We start from the raw sequence: 17,215 nt of genomic DNA, 5'->3' as shown, positions 1-17,215 counted from the left end.
CCACGCGCGCGTGGAGTCCGATGAGCCCCACGCGCGCGTGCCGGGCGCCGGGGCGTTAGGCCGGACGCACCACGCTGTGGATGATTGACTCACCGCCGTAGAAGATCGACTCCTCGCGGACGTACGCGCCCGGCTTGGGGGCGTGGATCATCATGCCGTTGCCGATGTAGAGGCCGACGTGGCTGATGTCGTCGTAGAAGAAGACGAGGTCACCGGGCTTGATATCGGCGAGCGGGACCGTCGTGCCCACGTTGACCTGGTCCCAGGTGGTACGCGGGAGATCGACGCCGGCGGCCTTCCAGGCGGCCTGGGTGAGGCCGGAGCAGTCGTAGGAGCCGGGCCCGGTCGCGCCCCAGACGTACGGCTTGCCGATCTGGGTGCGGGCGAAGGCGAGGGCCTTGTCGGCCTTGGCGGTGTACGAGGAGTCGGTGGCCGAACTCCCCGAGGTGCCCGAGGTGCCGGTGGTCCCGGAGGTCGTCTGCTGCTGGGCGGCCGCCTCCTGGGCCTTCTTCTCCGCCGCGGCCTGCTGCTGCGCCAGTTCCGCCGCCTTGCGGTCGGCCGCTTCCTGCTTCTTCTTCTCGATCGCCGCGAGCCGCGCCTTCTCCTCGGCGGTCAGCTTCGAGAGCAGGTCGCGCGCCTCGGCGAGCTTGCGCTGCACGTCGGCCTTGGACGTCTTCAGCGCACTTTGCGTCGTGGTGAGCGTCTGCAGGCTCTGGGAGGCCTCCGCGCGCTTCTTGGTGGTGGCGGCCTGCTCGGTGATGTAGTCGTCGACGGCCACCTTCTGGCGGCTGGTCAGCCGGTCCATCAGCTGGGTCTGGTCGAAGTAGTCCTGTGGATTGTCGGCCAGCAGGAGGGTCGCGGTGTCGGGGGCGGAGGCACCGGTGCGGTACTGCGCCGCGGCGAACGAACCCAGCTCCTCGCGCGCGGTGTTGAGCTTCTCGGTGCGCTGGGCCACGTCGTCGAGGAGGGAGTCGACGCGCTTGCGCTGCTGCGCGGTCTTCTCCCTCGTCGCGTTGTACTTCTCGGTCGCCGCCTCGGCCTGGTGGTAGAGGTCGTCGACCTTCTTCTCGACCTCTTCGACGCTCGGCTTGGGATCGGCCGAGGGCGCGGCGTTCGCCGTCTGGGAGAGCAGGGCCACGGAGGTGAGGGCCGCCGTGGCGAGGGCGGGGGTCCGTATACCCGCTATGCGTGTACCCGTAGGACTCCACTTGCGATGCGACGCCAAGGTGGCGACTCCTTCCGTCATCCGCCTACCGAGTTAGCTGTCGGGTTCGGGCGGGTGATTCCGGAAGGTTTGCCCTACGGTCCTTGTCCCAGCGGACAGTTGGACCGATTCACCCCAAGGTCGGTTGGGTCCCCGGCTCCGGCTGCCGCGTGGGCGCACCGGACTCGGCGGAGGCCGCACGGCCCGGCGGTGTTCGCCGGTTGGGTCGAGCGGCCTGCCCGGCACGCTAGCCAACTCATAAGTGTTCTGTGAAGTTTGATGTGCGATATGCCCGATACATTTTCGTGACCTTGATCCTGGAGGCCATTGATCGGGACCGACTGTGGCTGACCGTAATGAAACGATCCTGAACGGTGACGGCGTCCGCGGCGGAAAGAGTGGCGGAAAGGAATCAGGCGCGGTCACGGAAAGAGATCATGCGCGATCGCGGAAAAACCGGTCGGGTTTCCAGGGTGGCCGCGGGTTGTCAGTGGGGCCGCCTAGACTCGGAGAGCGATGAGCAGCCTCTTTGATGACAGCTTTCTGGCGGACCTCCAGCCTTCCGGGGCCCACGAGGAAGAGCCCCCGCCGCCGCCCGAGGACGGGGCGCCGGAGCCGCTTCCGGACGACCTGTTCGGCGGCCGCTTCGACGTGCCCGCGAGCCGGGACGCCTACTACCGCGACGGCGCGCCCCGCCCCGCCGTGGACCCGGCGGCCCTGCTGGACGGGTTGAACGAGAACCAGCGCGCGGCCGTGGTGCACTCCGGCTCCCCGCTGCTCATCGTGGCCGGCGCGGGCTCCGGCAAGACCCGGGTGCTCACCCACCGCATCGCCCATCTGCTGGGCGAGCGTCATGTCCACCCCGGCCAGATCCTCGCGATCACCTTCACGAACAAGGCCGCGGGCGAGATGAAGGAGCGTGTCGAGCAGCTCGTCGGCCCGCGCGCGAACGCGATGTGGGTGATGACCTTCCACAGCGCGTGTGTGCGGATCCTGCGCCGCGAGAGCAAGAAGCTCGGCTTCACCTCCTCGTTCTCGATCTATGACGCCGCCGACAGCAAGCGGCTGATGGCGCTCGTCTGCCGTGACCTGGATCTCGATCCCAAGCGCTTCCCGCCCAAGTCCTTCAGCGCCAAGATCTCGAACCTGAAGAACGAGCTGATCGACGAGGAGGACTTCGCCGCCCAGGCCGCCGACGGCTTCGAGAAGACCCTCGCCCAGGCCTACGCGATGTACCAGTCGCGGCTGCGCGAGGCCAACGCGCTCGACTTCGACGACCTGATCATGACCACGGTCAACCTGCTGCGCGCCTTCCCGGACGTCGCCGAGCACTACCGGCGCCGCTTCCGCCACGTCCTGGTCGACGAGTACCAGGACACGAACCACGCGCAGTACGCCCTGGTCAGGGAGCTCGTCGGCCCGGCCGCCGGTGACCGGCCCGAGGACGCGCCGCCCGCCGAGGGCGAGCTCGGGCCCGCCGAGCTGTGCGTCGTGGGCGACGCCGACCAGTCGATCTACGCCTTCCGCGGCGCGACCATCCGCAACATCCTCCAGTTCGAGGAGGACTACCCGGACGCGACGACGATCCTGCTGGAGCAGAACTACCGCTCCACCCAGACGATCCTGTCCGCCGCCAACGCGGTCATCGAGCGCAATGAGTCCCGCCGCCCCAAGAACCTGTGGACCAACGCGGGCGCCGGTTCGAACATCACCGGCTATGTCGCCGACACCGAGCACGACGAGGCCCAGTTCGTCGCCGACGAGATAGACCGTCTCACCGACGCGGGCGAGGCCAGGGCGGGCGACGTCGCCGTCTTCTACCGGACGAACGCCCAGTCCCGTGTCTTCGAAGAGATCTTCATCCGCGTCGGCCTGCCCTACAAGGTCGTCGGCGGCGTCCGCTTCTACGAGCGCAAGGAGGTCCGGGACGTCCTCGCGTACCTGAGGGTCCTGGCCAACCCCGAGGACTCGGTCCCGATGCGCCGCATTCTGAACGTTCCCAAGCGCGGGATCGGCGAGCGCGCCGAGGCCATGATCGACGCGCTCTCGCAGCGCGAGAAGATCAGCTTCTCGCAGGCGCTGCGCCGTGTCGACGAGGCGTACGGGATGGCGGCGCGGTCGACGAACGCCGTGAAGCGGTTCAACACGCTCATGGAGGACCTCCGCACGATCGTCGAGTCCGGCGCGGGTCCGGCGACCGTCCTGGAGGCGGTGCTCGAGCGCACCGGCTACCTCGCCGAGCTGCAGGCCTCGACCGACCCGCAGGACGAGACCCGGATCGAGAACCTTCAGGAGCTCGCAGCCGTGGCCCTGGAGTTCGAGCAGGAGACCGGCGAGGGCGAAGGCGAAGGCACGGGGGCGACTGCGGGTACGGCGGATGTCGGCGCCGGTGCGGCTGCGGGTGCTGGTACGGCGTCCGGTGGGCTCTCCGCGTTCCTGGAGCGGGTCGCGCTCGTCGCCGACTCCGACCAGATCCCGGACGAGGAGGACGGCAACGGCGTCATCACCCTGATGACCCTCCACACCGCCAAGGGCCTGGAGTTCCCGGTCGTCTTCCTCACCGGCATGGAGGACGGCGTCTTCCCGCACATGCGCGCGCTGGGACAGGTCAAGGAGCTGGAGGAGGAGCGGCGCCTCGCGTACGTCGGCATCACGCGCGCGCGGGAGCGGCTGTACCTCACCCGTTCGTCCATGCGCAGCGCCTGGGGTCAGCCCTCCTACAACCCGCCGTCCCGTTTCCTGGAGGAGATCCCGGAGACGCACCTGGAGTGGAAGCGCACCGGTGCGACCGCTCCGGTGTCCTCGGGGCCCGTCTCCGGTGTGGCCGCCTCGCTGTCGTCCTCGCGTTCGCGGTCCGCGGCGTCCGGCGCCTCCGGCTTCGCGACGCGCCGCGGGATCTCGGAGAAGCAGGTGGTCTCGCTGGCGGTCGGCGACCGGGTCACCCATGACCAGTTCGGCCTGGGCACCGTGGTCGGCGTGAAGGGAACGGGCGCGAACGCGGAGGCGACGGTCGACTTCGGCGAGGCGAAGCCGAAGCGGTTGCTGCTGCGGTACGCGCCGGTGGAGAAGCTGTAGTCCTACGGGTTCTACGGGGCGGCAGCTCGGAGCCCGGCGACGGCGTTCGGTCACGTCGTCGGGTGAGTCGGGTGAGGAGCCGGTGGGTTACGTCGGGTCCAGGCCGTGGCTGCGCAGCCACGGCAGCGGGTCGATCGCCGAACCGCCCGCGGGGCGTACCTCGAAGTGCAGGTGCGGACCGGTCGAGTTGCCGGAGTTCCCGGAGAACGCGATCTGGTCACCGGCCTTCACGACCGTCCCCGACGGCACCTTGTAGCTGGAGAGGTGGCAGTACCAGGTCTCCGTGCCGTCCATCGCGGTGACGATCGCCATGTTCCCGTACGCGCTGTTCCACTGCGTCCGTACGGTGCCGTCGGTCGCGGCCATCACCGGCGTGCCGTACGACACCGGGAAGTCGATGCCCGTGTGCACGGACATCCAGTTGATGCCGGCCTGGCCGAAGTAGGCGCTGAGGCCCTTCTGCGTGACCGGGAGCACGAATTTCGGCCGCAACCGCTCCTTGCGGGCCGCCTCCGCCGCCGCCTTCTGCTTCTCGGCGGCCTGCTGAGCCTTGAGGTCGATACGTTCCTGCGTCCGGCTGGCCCGGTCGGCGAAGTCGTCCGCGCCCGCGGAGAGGCTCTGGAGCTGGGTGTCCAGTTTGTTGTTGGCGGCCGACGGCTTCACCGCGGTCCCGTCGGACGCGCTGAGGGTCGTGTTGTCCTTGCTGTCGTTCCCGCCGATGGTGCCCACGGAGGCGGCGGCGATCCCCGCGACCCCCATCACACAGGCCGAGGGAACCGCGACGGTCAGCAAGGCGGAACGCTTCGCCGGGGTGCGCCGCCGGGAACGGGACGCGGACCGGTTCGCGACACGGGGGGCCGGAGTGACCTCTTCCATGTCCTCGAGCAGCGGCGCGTCCTGCGCGTCACCGGCGTCCTCGAACTCGTCCTCCGCGGCGCCGGGTTCCTCGTACGACACCTGCTCGAAGGCCGCGGTCGCCTGCTGGTCGAAGGGCCGGTCGTCCACGTCGGACTCGGGCACCGGCTGATGCTCGTAGGCCTCGGCGGCGAGCTGCTGCTCGTACGACTCGGCCTGCTGGTGCTGCTCGTACCCCTCGTACGGGTCGTGTTCGCCCGCGGTGTTCCACTGCGTGGCGTCGTACGCGCCCGTCTCCTGGGTGTGCGCGGTCCACTGCTGGGTCTGGCCGGTCTGTTCGGCCTGGAGCCAGGCGGCCGCGTCCCACTGGCCGGTGCCCTCGGGGCCCGGGCGCTGCGCGGGGATGTCGGCGAGCTGCTGGTATCCGCTCGCCCAGGCGGTCGTGTCGTAGGCACCGGTGTCGTACGCGGCCTGGTGCTGCGCGGCGTACGGGTCGTAGTGCGGCGTCTGGTGACTGCCGGTGCTCCACTGCGTGGCGTCGTACGAACCTGTGCCGCCGCCGCCCGACATGTCGCCGAAGAGGGGGTCCGCCGCGAAGGTCGAGGTCTCGAAACCCGTGGTCTCGAAGCTTCCGGTCGCGTAGGTACCGGAGGTGGCGTAGCCGTCGTACGAGGTGAAGTCGCCGTACTGGGCTTCCTGGCCACCGTACGACGCATAGGGCGCCGCGGCGGCATCGGAGGCCGGAGCCGGGGGCGTTACGGTCCCCGACGGGTGACGGTCGTTCACCAACTTCTCTTTCGCCTCGACAACAGGGGCTGGCAGAGCAGTGCGGTGACTGTACCCGGCGGTACGCGGGCGCGACAATCTTCGGCAGGTTTCCTCCACTCGGGAAACGGGCATTCGGCCGTGTTTCGGGGGAGGGCGGGCACGGCTTTGGCCTGGCGTTCGATTGCCGTTCGATGTTGGGGGTGTTCCGTGGAGGCGTTACGCCACTGTCAGACCCCCTGTCAGACCCCCGGTTTCGGCGGCGGGCGCGGCGGTGGGGCGGGCCTGCGTCTCCTCGAAGTCGAGTGCCTGCCGTATCCCGGCGGCGACCGCGGGGTGGACCGGCAGGGCGAGATGTCCGATTCCGCTCACTTGGACGCTCTGTGCGAGCAGGTCCGGATGGTCGATGGAGGCGGTCTCCAGCGGGTCCATCAGATGGTCGAGGTCGCTCCAGAAGCTCACGAACTGCGTACGGCAGTCGGGCGCGGGCTTGTGCAGCTCCTCGATCACCTCCGAACCCGGACGCATCTGACGGACGATCGGGTGCGCGTTCATCAGCGGAATGACCTTCGTGCCGGCGTGTGGCGTGCCGAGCGTGACCAGGGTGCGGACGCGCAGGTCTCCGCCGAGGCGCTGGACGTAGTAGCGGGCTATCAGTCCGCCGAGGCTGTGGCCCACTATGTCCACCTGATCGCGCCCGGTGCGCTCGCAGATGTCCTCTATGTGCCGTCCGAGCAGCTCCGCGGCGGCGCGGATGTCGTTCGTCAGCGGCGAGTAGTTGAGCGACTCGATGTGCTGCCTGCCGTGCTGTGCGAGGTTGCGGCGCAGCAGCACGAAGACCGAACGGTTGTCGATGAAGCCGTGCAGCAGCACGACCGGCGGCTTGGTCCCGGTGGGCAGCCGGGGCGCGTCGGGCGGGGGGAGCGCGGGGGTGCCGCGGCGCTCCTGGGTGATGCCGGACGGATAGAGGAGGAGGTGCCCGGCGAGGATGGCGATCTCCAGGGCCGTCGCCTTCAACAGGGCCACCGAGAGCCCGGGCAGTCTGCCGGGCAGCAGACGCCGGTGGAGAGGGAGAAAGGGCAACTCAGCCCCGGTGACCTTCATGGCCGACCTCCAGTCGGCACGCGACGGGACCGCTCTGTCCCCCGTGTGCCCTCGTGGAAAGCCGCGGTGGTGGTGCCGGTGGCGATGGCGTGGGCGGTGGCCGACGGTGCGTCCGTGGCGTGTGGTGCGCCGGTGACGCGACGGGATTCCCTGCCGTCGTGCTCCCGCCGGTGCGCCGCACCACCGTCGCGCCTCCCTGATGCGACGGTGGTGCTGCCACCTGCTGGCGGCTCTCCTTGCGCAGGCTCCGGCCACGGCCCGCGCGGCGCAGATCCCTGCGGCGCGTGTGCCGCAGAAACGCGGAGCGGTGCGCGGCGAATGTGTCCCACCGTGTGATTTCCCCCTCGGTCTTCAGCGGGAAACTGCGGTTTGCACGGATCTGACGATAACGTTCGTTCACTTCCCCTGCCGGAGCGGCGCGGGGCGGTTGATGAAGTCCGTTCATGGAGGCAGTGATGGGTGTGGCAGCCGGTCCGATCCGCGTGGTGGTGGCCAAGCCGGGGCTCGACGGCCACGATCGCGGGGCCAAGGTGATCGCGCGGGCGCTGCGCGACGCCGGTATGGAGGTCATCTACACCGGGCTCCACCAGACCCCGGAGCAGATCGTCGACACCGCGATCCAGGAGGACGCCGACGCGATCGGCCTCTCGATCCTCTCCGGTGCCCACAACACACTGTTCGCCGCCGTCATCGATCTCCTCAAGGAGCGCGACGCGGAGGACATCAAGGTCTTCGGCGGCGGGATCATTCCCGAGGCGGACATCGCGCCGCTCAAGGAGAAGGGCGTCGCCGAGATCTTCACGCCGGGCGCGACGACCGCCTCGATCGTGGAGTGGGTCCGGGCGAACGTACGCCAGCCGGCGGGCGCGTAGCACCTCTCCTGTGGGGGAGCGGTCCCCATGGCTCGTGGGGCGGCTGCGGGTGGGTGGGGGCTGGTCGCGCAGTTCCCCGCGCCCCTCAAGGGGCGCTCCTGTCAGTGTGGGCCCGCACCATCCAGCTCCGATGACATCACCGCGCGCAGACGCAGTGTGGTGACGAGGCGTTGGAAGGCCTCCGCCCAGTAGCCACCGGCACCGGGCGCCGCGTTCTCCGGCTCGTCGGCGACCGCCGTGAGTCCCTCCAGCCGCCCGGCCTCCGCCGGATCCAGGCACCGCTCGGCCAGCCCCATCACCCCACTGAAGCTCCATGGATAACTCCCCGCGTCCCGCGCGATATTGAGCGCGTCGACCACCGCCCGTCCCAGGGGCCCCGCCCACGGCACCGCGCAGACTCCGAGCAGCTGGAACGCCTCGGACAACCCGTGCGTGGCGATGAACCCGGCCACCCACTCGGCCCGCTCGGCGGAGCCCAACGTGGCGAGCAGTTTCGACCGCTCCGCCAGTGACACCGCCCCCGGCCCGCCGGCCTCCGGAGCCGACGGGGCGCCGAGGAGCGCCCGGGACCAGCCCGGGTCCCGCTGCCGCACCGCCGCCCGGCACCACGCGGCATGCAGCTCGCTCTGCCAGTCGTCCGCCACCGGAAGCGCCACGATCTCCTCCGGCGTACGTCCGCCGAGCCGTCGCGACCATGTCCCGAGCGGCGCTGCTTCGACCAACTGGCCCAGCCACCACGACCGTTCCCCTCGTCCCGCCGGAGCTTTCGGTACAACACCGTCGCGCTCCATGCTCGCGTCGCACTCGTGCGGCGCCTCGACGACGATCGAGGGTGTGACCCGCGTGCGGTCGACGGCCACGCACGAGCCGGCCCGCGCCCCCATCCGCGCGGCGAGCGCCGAACCGGGCAGCGCGGACAGCAGTTCCGCCGCCGTGGCCCGGACGTTGCGGCTCCGGTCGGCGAGCGCCCGCTCCAGGAACGGTTCGTCCGCCGCGCACAGCCCGGAGCGCAAGGAGTCGAGGAACATCAGCCGGTCCTCGGCCCGCTCGGTCGCCCACGTGGTGGCGAGCAGCTCGCGCGCGGCCCTGGGGTCCTGGGCCCGTATCGATGTGAGCAGTGCGACCCGCTCGGCGAAGAGTCCCTCCTGCCAGAGCTGTTGCGCGCGCCCGGGGTCCTCTGGACCGGGCAGCGCGGTGCCGCCGCCGGGCAGCGAACGCAGGGCGAAGCGCCACTCCGGGTTCAGCCGGGCGAGCCACAGGGCGCGCGGCCCCGCGAAGGCCAGGGCCGCCGGCCGCAGGTCCGTACGGCCCCGGGCCGCGTCGAGAAGCGCGGGCAGTGTCTCCGGGGGTGGCGCGAAACCCCGTGCGTTCGCCAGCGCGAGCCACTGCGGCAGCAGCTCCATGAGGTCGGGTGCCGTGCCCCTGCGGCCACCGCCTCCCGTGCCGGGCCGGTCCGCCAGCAGCGTCGCGAGTCGGTGGGTGGCGGCGGACGGGAGGGCCGGTCGTGGGTCGGGCGCGGCGGGCTCGGGACGGGCGGCCGCCCGCGCGGCCCGCACCCCGGCCCGCCGCCGCAGGGTTTCCACGGCGGCCGCGTCCAGCAGGGCCACCGGCGCCTCGCGTCCGGCGGCCCAGGCCGGAGGCGGGCGCCGCTCGGTCCCCAGCAGGGCCATCGTGACGAGCTCCTCCCAGGAACCCCCGACGGGCGCGCCCGCGGAAGCGGAGGTCGTGTTCATGAGCGTCCTTTCCGTGGGGAGGCGGTGGTGGGAACGGAAGTGGTGATGCGAGCGACGGAGGTCGGGCGGGTGGTGTGGGTGGTGCCGGTGATGCTGATGGTGCGGGCGGAGCCGATGGTGCGGGTCGTGCAGGAGTTGTCGGCGGTACGGGTCGTGCCGGTGGTCAGCACAGTGACACCGGCTCTCCGTCGCCCTCCGGCCAGGCCGTCAGGGGAGTGAAGCCGTGGTGGCCACACTCTCCGAAGACCGTGACGGGGGCGCCGCCGGAGAGGGCGGCGAGGCGCCACAGGCCGGGTCGGGAGAGAAGGGAAGGGGCGATCGGAAGTCCGAAGTCGCCCTCGGCGTCCGCCAGTTGCCAGGTGTCGTCGACGGGGGTGGGTATCACCCGGGCCAGCGTGACCGGCTGGGAGTCGAGCCAGGGGTCAGCCCGCAGGGCCTCGCCGAAGCGGGCCGCCGCCTGCGGAGTGGTCAGCCCCGGCGGTCGTGTCCGCGCGGGGGCGGGCGGTGTGAACCGCTCGCCCAGGGCCGCTCGGAGCTGTCCGGCGCCCGGATACGCGGACACCTCCGCCTCGAAGGCCAGCCCCACCGGCAGCGTCAGCTCCGGCGCGCGGCCGGCGGCCCCATAGGAGAGGAGCAGCACGGTGCGGTCGGTCTCCGCGCCGTAGAGCCAGATCCTGCGGGTCGTGAGCCGGGTGTCCGCCGTGTCGTGCTGGGCGAGGACCAGCCAGCGGTCCCGCACCGGCGGGCCGTCCGCAGAACCGGGCAGCCCCACCCGCGAGCGAACCGTCGCGGCCAGATCGTCCGGCAGCCGCTCACGGCGCAGCCAGCCCTGGTCGAGGAGATGGAGCAGCGCGCATTCCTCCAGCAGCCGCACCGGCCAGCCGGGTCCGGAGGAGGGAATCGCCCCCAACTCCCTGACCCGCGCGGCCAGTCCGGGCGCCTGCGCGTCGACCATGCGGGCCGCTGTCTCCTCCCACATCCCGTACCCCGCCTGCTCGGCCGACGCGAGGCCGCCCCGCAGCAGGTCCGCCAACCGCTGCTCCAGCTCCGCCGCCCCCGCGGTGATCCGCTCGGCCCGCCGCTGCGCCCTGCGCCGCGCCGCCTCCGGATCGCCCGGTGACGCCGTCCCAGATGCCCCGCCCGTCGTCCCCTTCTCCCCCGCTCGCTCTCGTCTCTCCTCTATCCACTGCTCCGCCCAGTGCGGCGCCGGCCCCCGCGACACCGAACCGTCCTCGCCCGCCCAGAGCAGCAGCAGTCCCAGCGCGTGCTTGCACGGGAACTTCCGGCTCGGGCAACTGCACTTGTACGCGGGCCCGGTGGAGTCCGCGATGTCGATGACCGTCTGATAAGGCCTGCTGCCGCTTCCCCTGCACAGTCCCCATACCGTCCCCTCGTCAGAACTGCCTGCCTCCGACCACGGCCCGGCCGCGCCGAGCTTGCTGCCGGCCGTACGTGACGCGGCATCAGGCGCCAGTGCCAGCACCTGATCCGCCGTCCAGCGCACCCCCTGCTGAGTCATGTCATCGAAGGTAGGTCCCGCCACTGACAATCGACCTTCGCGAGAGCATTTGTGCAGGTCAGAGCGCATTGTCAGTGGCGTGGTGCACGGTGGAACCAGATCCGAACCGGCCGAGCCGGAGGGGGAGCGAGCCATGTCTGTGCCCGTTGAGTCCGTTGAACCGACGACCGTCCGTCCGCCCGTGAGCGAGGGCCTGGGCGAAGGTGTGAGCGCAAGCGTGCGCGAGAGCGCGGGCGAGGCGCTGCGACCCCATGCCGAGCACGCCTTCGCCGCCGAACTCGCCGTGCTGGCCGCGCAGGACGACCGGTCGCGGCCCGCCCGCTGGCGGCTGTCGCCATGGGCGGTGGCGACCTATCTGCTGGGCGGCACGCTGCCGGACGGCACGGTGATCACACCGAAGTACGTGGGACCGCGCCGCATCGTCGAGGTCGCCGTCACCACGCTCGCCACCGACCGCGCCCTGCTCCTGCTCGGCGTGCCCGGCACCGCGAAGACCTGGGTGTCCGAGCACCTGGCCGCGGCGGTCAGCGGCGACTCGACCCTGCTGGTGCAGGGCACGGCCGGCACACCGGAGGAGGCGATCCGGTACGGCTGGAACTACGCGCAGCTGCTGGCCCACGGCCCCAGCCGGGACGCGCTCGTGCCGAGCCCGGTCATGCGCGCCATGGCAGAGGGCATGACGGCCCGAGTGGAGGAGCTGACCCGTATCCCGGCGGACGTACAGGACACGCTGATCACGATCCTGTCGGAAAAGGTCCTGCCGATACCGGAGTTGGGCCAGGAGGTGCAGGCCGTCCGCGGCTTCAACCTGATCGCCACCGCCAACGACCGCGACCGCGGGGTGAACGAGCTGTCCAGCGCCCTGCGCCGCCGCTTCAACACGGTGGTGCTGCCCCTGCCGGAGAGCGCGGACGCCGAGGTCGACATCGTCTCGCGGCGTGTGGACCAGATCGGCCGGTCCCTCGACCTGCCCGCCGTGCCCGAGGGCATCGACGAGATCCGCCGTGTCGTCACCGTCTTCCGCGAGCTGCGCGACGGGGTCACGGCCGACGGACGGACAAAGCTGAAGTCGCCCAGCGGCACGCTGTCCACCGCCGAGGCGATCTCGGTCGTCACAGGCGGCCTGGCCCTCGCCGCCCACTTCGGCGACGGCATCCTGCGCGCGTCCGACGTGGCGGCCGGCATCCTCGGCGCCGTCGTCCGCGATCCGGCCGCCGACCGGGTCATCTGGCAGGAGTACCTGGAGGCGGTCGTCCGCGAGCGGGACGGCTGGAAGGACTTCTACCGGGCCTGCCGGGAGGTGAGCGTATGACGGCCTTCACGGCGGGGCCGTTGCTGCTGGGGGTGCGGCATCACGGCCCGGGGTCGGCCCGCGCCGTGCGGGGCGCGCTGGAGGCGGCGAAGCCCGAGGTCGTACTGATCGAGGGACCCCCGGAGGCGGACGCGCTCATCCCGCTCGCCGCCGAGAAGGACATGCGTCCTCCCGTCGCACTCCTCGCCCATGTCGTGGACGAGCCCGGCCACTCCGCCTTCTGGCCGCTCGCCGAGTTCTCCCCCGAGTGGGTGGCGATCCGTTGGGCCCTGGAGCACGGGGTCCCGGCCCGCTTCATCGACCTCCCGGCGACCCACACGCTGGCGTGGGGGAGGGAAGAGGAGAAGGAGGCGGCGGAGGAGCAGGGGCAAGGAGAGAAGGGGGAGAGGGAGGCCGGTGTATCCGACCCATCCGTCGTCGCGGACGTGCGGATCGACCCCCTCGCAGTCCTCGCGGAGACGGCCGGTTACGACGATCCCGAGCGCTGGTGGGAGGACGTGGTCGAGCACCGGGGCGGGGCCGGGAGCGGGGCCGACCCGTTCGCGCCGTTCACCGCGCTGGAGGAGGCGATGGGGGCACTGCGGGAGGCCTACGGAGTCGGGGGACACGACCGGGACCTGGTGCGCGAGGCGTACATGCGGCTCCAGATGCGGGCGGCGCAGCGGGAGTTCGGGGAGGAGGTGGCCGTGGTGTGCGGGGCCTGGCACGCGCCCGCGCTGCGGCAGAAGACGACCGTGGCCGCCGATCGGGCGCTGCTCAAGGGGCTCCCCAGGGCCAAGGCCGACATGACGTGGGTGCCGTGGACGCACCGGAGGCTGTCGCGGGTCAGCGGGTACGGCGCGGGCATCGACTCGCCGGGTTGGTACGGGCATCTGTTCGCCGCCCCGGACCGTCCCGTCGAGCGCTGGATGACGAAGGTGGCGAGGCTGCTGCGCGACGAGGACCGGATGGTGTCGTCCGCGCACGTCATCGAGGCGGTACGGCTGGCCGACACGCTCGCCGCCATGCGCGGTCGCCCACTGCCCGGGCTGACCGAGACCACCGATGCCGTACGGGCGGTGATGTGCGAGGGCTCGGACGTGCCGCTGGGGTTCGTGCACGACCGGCTCGTGGTCGGCGATGTGCTGGGCGAGGTGCCTCAGGCCGCTCCCGCGGTGCCGTTGCAGCGCGACCTCGCGCGTGCGCAGAAGCGGTTGCGGCTCAAACCCGAGGCGATGGAGCGGCAGTTGGAGCTGGACCTGCGGGGGGAGACCGACGCCGGGCGGAGCAGACTCCTGCACCGGCTGCGGCTGCTCGGTATCGCGTGGGGGGAGCCCACCGCCTCGCGCGGCAGCACCGGCACCTTCCGGGAGACCTGGCGGCTGCGCTGGGAGCCGGAGCTGTCCGTGCGGGTCGCCGAGGCCGGGGTCTGGGGCACGACGGTGCTGTCGGCGGCGACCGGCAAGGCCGAGGCGGACGCCGTCGCCGCGCACGCCCTGGCCGACGTCACGGCACTGGCCGAGCGCTGTCTGCTCGCCGAACTCCCGGACGCGCTGCCCGTGGTGATGCGGGTCCTCGCCGACCGGGCCGCGCTGGACGCGGATGTCGGCCACCTCGCCCAGGCCCTGCCCGCGCTGGTCCGCTCCTTGCGGTACGGCGATGTGCGCGGCACGGACACACACGCTCTCACGGACGTCGCCGTGGGTCTCGCCGAGCGGATCTTCGTCGGGTTCCCACCGGCCTGCACGGCCCTCGACGCCGAGGCCGCCGAGCACATGCGACGCCATGTGGACGCGGTGCACGGCGCGGTGGGGTTGCTGGGGGAGCCGGGCACGCCGGCCTCCGGCGGGATGCGTGAGCGCTGGCACTCCGTACTCCGGGTGCTGGCCGGGCGGGACACCGTGCCGGGGGTGATCCGTGGGCGAGCGGTGCGACTGCTGCTGGACGAGGGGGAGTTGGGGCAGGACGAGGCCGCGCGGCTCATGGGTCTCGTGCTGTCGCCGGGTACGGAGCCGGGGGACGCGGCCGCGTGGATCGAGGGGTTCGTCGGCGGTGGCTCCGGGGGCGGGATGCTGCTCGTGCACGACGAGCGGCTGCTCGGTCTGGTGGACGCGTGGCTGACCGGGGTGCCGGCGGAGGCGTTCACCGATGTGCTGCCGCTGCTGCGGCGCACGTTCTCGGCGTACGAGGCAGGAGTGCGCAGAACGCTGGGTGAGCTGGTCCGGCGCGGCCCGGGGGCGCGGGGGAGCGCCGAGGCCGCCGCGTCCGGCATACCCGGGTTCGCCCCCGACCTCGACCCCGAGCGCGCCGACGCGGTCCTGCCGGTGCTGAGCCTGCTGCTGGGGCTCGACGAGTCCTACGACGACGACTTTGCGGGGGTGGCCCGATGACAGCGGCACCTGGGGAAGCAACCGGCTCGAACGGGCCGGCCGGGCCGGCCGGGCCGGCCGGACCCGCCGGACCCACCGAAGTCGCCGGCGAGCGGCTGCGGCGGTGGCGGCTTGTGCTCGGGGGTGAGGAGGCGGACGGCACCGGATGCGTGCTCGCGGGGCAGGACGCGGCGATGGACGGGGCGCTCACCGCGTTGTACGGGAAGGGCGGCAAGGGGCGGTCCGGGCGGGACCGTTCGGCGGGGCTCGGGACGTCGGCGCCGTCGGTCGCGCGCTGGCTCGGGGACATCCGGACGTACTTCCCCTCGTCCGTCGTGCAGGTCATGCAGCGGGACGCCATCGACCGGCTCGGGCTGTCCACCCTCCTGCTGGAGCCCGAGATGCTGGAAGCGGTCGAGGCCGATGTGCACCTGGTCGGCACGCTGCTCTCCCTCAACAAGGCCATGCCGGAGACGACGAAGGAAACGGCCCGGACCGTCGTGCGCAAGGTCGTAGAGGATCTGGAGAAGCGCCTCGCGAGCCGCACGCGGGCGACTCTCACCGGTGCCCTCGACCGCAGTACGCGCATCAGCAGACCCCGTCACCAGGACATCGACTGGAACCGCACGATCGCGGCGAACCTGAAGCACTACCTGCCCGAGTACCGCACGATCGTGCCCGAACGGCTGATCGGCTACGGGCGTGCCTCGCAGTCCGTGAAGAAGGAGGTCATCCTCTGCGTCGACCAGTCGGGATCCATGGCGGCGTCCGTCGTCTATGCCTCCGTGTTCGGCGCCGTTCTCGCGTCGATGCGGTCCATCGCCACCCGGCTTGTCGTCTTCGACACGGCCGTCGTCGATCTGACCGACCAGCTCGACGACCCGGTCGACGTCCTCTTCGGCACCCAGCTGGGCGGCGGTACGGACATCAACAGGGCGCTCGCGTACTGCCAGTCGCAGATCACCCGGCCCGCCGACACGGTGGTCGTGCTCATCAGCGACCTCTACGAAGGGGGCATACGTGACGAGATGCTCAAGCGGGTCGCGGCGATGAAGGCGTCGGGGGTGCAGTTCGTGACGCTGCTGGCGTTGTCCGACGAAGGGGCGCCCGCGTACGACCGTGAGCACGCGGCGGCGCTCGCGGCGCTGGGCGCACCGGCGTTCGCCTGTACGCCCGACCTGTTTCCCGACGTGATGGCGGCGGCGATCGAGAAGCGCCCGCTCCCGATACCGGACACCGCGTGAGGAGGCGTGAGGAGGCGTGAGGAGGCATGAGGAGTGTGGGAAAGCGGACATGACTACCCATCGGTAGCAGTGGCGACAGGGGGCTTGCGCGACCTCGGGAGACCCGTGCGAGGATCGACGCCTCTTCCCGCCGCATGAAGGATCACCCCGTCTTGACCCCGCCCGCCGCCGAACTGCCCTTCGCCGGTGCCGCTCTGCGCCTGACGCGCACGGCGGCCGGGCGACGTGCGCTGCAACTGGCACTGCTGGTGGCCGGGTTGTTCGCACTCGGGCTCCTCTGCGGGGAGCGGGCGCATGCGGCGGACGGGACGGACGGGTTGGTGCCGACGGTTCCGGCGAGTTCTTCGGTACGGGTGGTGAAACCGGCTGCTCCGCTCCCGGTGGCGCACTCGGCGGCCCAGGCTGTCACTCACGTCACGGACACCGTCGCTCAGGTCGGCGGCACCGTCACCCGGGTGACCGACACCGTCCGGCACGTCGTACGGCCGGCTGCCGACAGCGTAGTACGGCCGGTCGGTGATCTCGTGGAGACGGTGACCGGCGAGTTGGGCCAGGCTCCGCCGAAGTCCCTGCCGCCCCTTCCCTCGTTGCCGTCCAGGTCCTCTCTGCCTTCGCTGCCGGAGCTGCCCGGTCCGCCGGCGCTTCAGGGTGCGGGGGGTCAGGTTCCGTCCGCCGGTTCGGGGCCCCATCAATCGGGTGCGGGTGCCGTGACCTCGTCGTCGCACGCGGTGGTGCGGCATGCGGACCCCGGGCCCGTCGGCCCGGCGTACCACGGTCCCACCCGCCTCGGTACGGACACCGACGGTGTCGCCGTGAGTGGCGAGCACCGAGGTGTGGCGCCGGGGCCCGACCGTCAGGCACCTCCCGGCGACCCCACGGGCGCACTGGGCGGTCAGTCTGCCGTCGACAACGGCACGCCGCGCCACGGCGATCCTCAGGCTGTCACTCCGAGCCACCGGGCGCCGCTGCGGCTCGTGCCCGGCGTTCCCGCGGCGGTGACCGCGGCCGGGATCCGGGACAGGCACCGGGACATTCCGGTCTTCCCCGGCTAGGGCAGTCCTTCCCCCGCTGTCGACCTGCCGCGCGGGGGCGGAAACAGGTCTGCCCGCCGTCCGGACCCACTCCGGTCCCACTCCGGTCCCACTCCGGTCCCACTCCCGTCCCTGTCCGGACCCACTCCGGTC

At 71.7% G+C, this 17,215-nt stretch carries 12 protein-coding genes and 1 riboswitch; of the genes, 6 read left to right on the top strand and 6 right to left on the bottom strand.

Features of this window, described 5'->3' with window-relative positions; all coding sequences use genetic code 11:
- Positions 1-55 precede the first annotated feature (55 nt).
- On the bottom strand, positions 56-1,225 hold the full coding sequence (locus tag SMIR_RS14030; protein WP_212727071.1) for a C40 family peptidase: 1,170 nt from the start codon (positions 1,223-1,225) through the stop codon (positions 56-58).
- A gap of 7 nt (positions 1,226-1,232) precedes the next feature.
- Positions 1,233-1,405: riboswitch (cyclic di-AMP (ydaO/yuaA leader) on the bottom strand.
- Positions 1,406-1,720: 315 nt separating this feature from the next.
- Between SMIR_RS14030 and pcrA the strand changes: the two genes are divergently transcribed.
- The gene (gene pcrA / locus SMIR_RS14025; RefSeq protein ID WP_168494752.1) at positions 1,721-4,279 is read left to right on the top strand and encodes a DNA helicase PcrA; all 2,559 of its coding nucleotides are present in this window, start codon (positions 1,721-1,723) and stop codon (positions 4,277-4,279) included.
- 87 nt (positions 4,280-4,366) lie between these two features.
- Here pcrA and SMIR_RS14020 read toward each other — a convergent pair whose 3' ends face one another.
- The gene (locus SMIR_RS14020; protein WP_168494754.1) at positions 4,367-6,034 is read right to left on the bottom strand and encodes a M23 family metallopeptidase; all 1,668 of its coding nucleotides are present in this window, start codon (positions 6,032-6,034) and stop codon (positions 4,367-4,369) included.
- An 84-nt stretch (positions 6,035-6,118) separates the two neighbouring features.
- Positions 6,119-7,003: an esterase/lipase family protein gene (locus tag SMIR_RS14015; RefSeq protein WP_212727070.1), complete on the bottom strand. Its 885-nt coding sequence runs from the start codon at positions 7,001-7,003 to the stop codon at positions 6,119-6,121.
- 455 nt (positions 7,004-7,458) lie between these two features.
- Between SMIR_RS14015 and icmB the strand changes: the two genes are divergently transcribed.
- Positions 7,459-7,875 carry a coenzyme B12-dependent isobutyryl CoA mutase small subunit gene (gene icmB / locus SMIR_RS14010; protein WP_067366859.1) on the top strand — a complete coding sequence of 139 codons (417 nt, stop codon included), beginning with the start codon at positions 7,459-7,461 and terminating at the stop codon, positions 7,873-7,875.
- Between the two features lie 101 nt (positions 7,876-7,976).
- On the opposite strand, the gene SMIR_RS14005 is transcribed toward icmB, so the two are convergent.
- From SMIR_RS14005 to SMIR_RS13995, 3 genes are read right to left on the bottom strand one after another with little or no spacing between them, the layout of a single operon-like run.
- Positions 7,977-9,608: a DUF5691 domain-containing protein gene (locus tag SMIR_RS14005; protein WP_212727069.1), complete on the bottom strand. Its 1,632-nt coding sequence runs from the start codon at positions 9,606-9,608 to the stop codon at positions 7,977-7,979.
- On the bottom strand, positions 9,605-9,778 hold the full coding sequence (locus SMIR_RS14000; RefSeq protein ID WP_212727068.1) for a hypothetical protein: 174 nt from the start codon (positions 9,776-9,778) through the stop codon (positions 9,605-9,607). The genes SMIR_RS14005 and SMIR_RS14000 overlap by 4 nt, the downstream gene beginning before the upstream one ends.
- Positions 9,772-11,127 (bottom strand): SWIM zinc finger family protein, encoded by a 1,356-nt coding sequence (locus tag SMIR_RS13995; protein WP_212727067.1) that lies wholly within the window; start codon positions 11,125-11,127, stop codon positions 9,772-9,774. Before SMIR_RS13995 ends, SMIR_RS14000 begins: the two co-directional genes overlap by 7 nt.
- Before the next feature lie 133 nt (positions 11,128-11,260).
- Here SMIR_RS13995 and SMIR_RS13990 point away from each other — a divergent pair, with 133 nt between their 5' ends.
- The 4 genes from SMIR_RS13990 (at position 11,261) to SMIR_RS13975 (ending at position 17,083) form a co-directional block, all read left to right on the top strand.
- Positions 11,261-12,439 (top strand): ATP-binding protein, encoded by a 1,179-nt coding sequence (locus SMIR_RS13990; protein WP_212727066.1) that lies wholly within the window; start codon positions 11,261-11,263, stop codon positions 12,437-12,439.
- Positions 12,436-14,808 (top strand): DUF5682 family protein, encoded by a 2,373-nt coding sequence (locus SMIR_RS13985; protein ID WP_212727065.1) that lies wholly within the window; start codon positions 12,436-12,438, stop codon positions 14,806-14,808. The genes SMIR_RS13990 and SMIR_RS13985 overlap by 4 nt, the downstream gene beginning before the upstream one ends.
- Positions 14,805-16,031 (top strand): VWA domain-containing protein, encoded by a 1,227-nt coding sequence (locus SMIR_RS13980; RefSeq protein ID WP_249938425.1) that lies wholly within the window; start codon positions 14,805-14,807, stop codon positions 16,029-16,031. Before SMIR_RS13985 ends, SMIR_RS13980 begins: the two co-directional genes overlap by 4 nt.
- 152 nt (positions 16,032-16,183) lie before the next feature.
- Positions 16,184-17,083, top strand: coding sequence for a hypothetical protein (locus SMIR_RS13975; RefSeq protein WP_212727064.1), 900 nt, complete (start codon positions 16,184-16,186; stop codon positions 17,081-17,083).
- The last annotated feature ends 132 nt before the right edge of the window (positions 17,084-17,215 follow it).

It is taken from the genome of Streptomyces mirabilis (assembly GCF_018310535.1).
Classification (GTDB): Bacteria; Actinomycetota; Actinomycetes; order Streptomycetales; family Streptomycetaceae; genus Streptomyces.
Note: the sequence above shows the minus strand (reverse complement) of the source record. Positions and strands in the feature narration are given on the sequence as shown.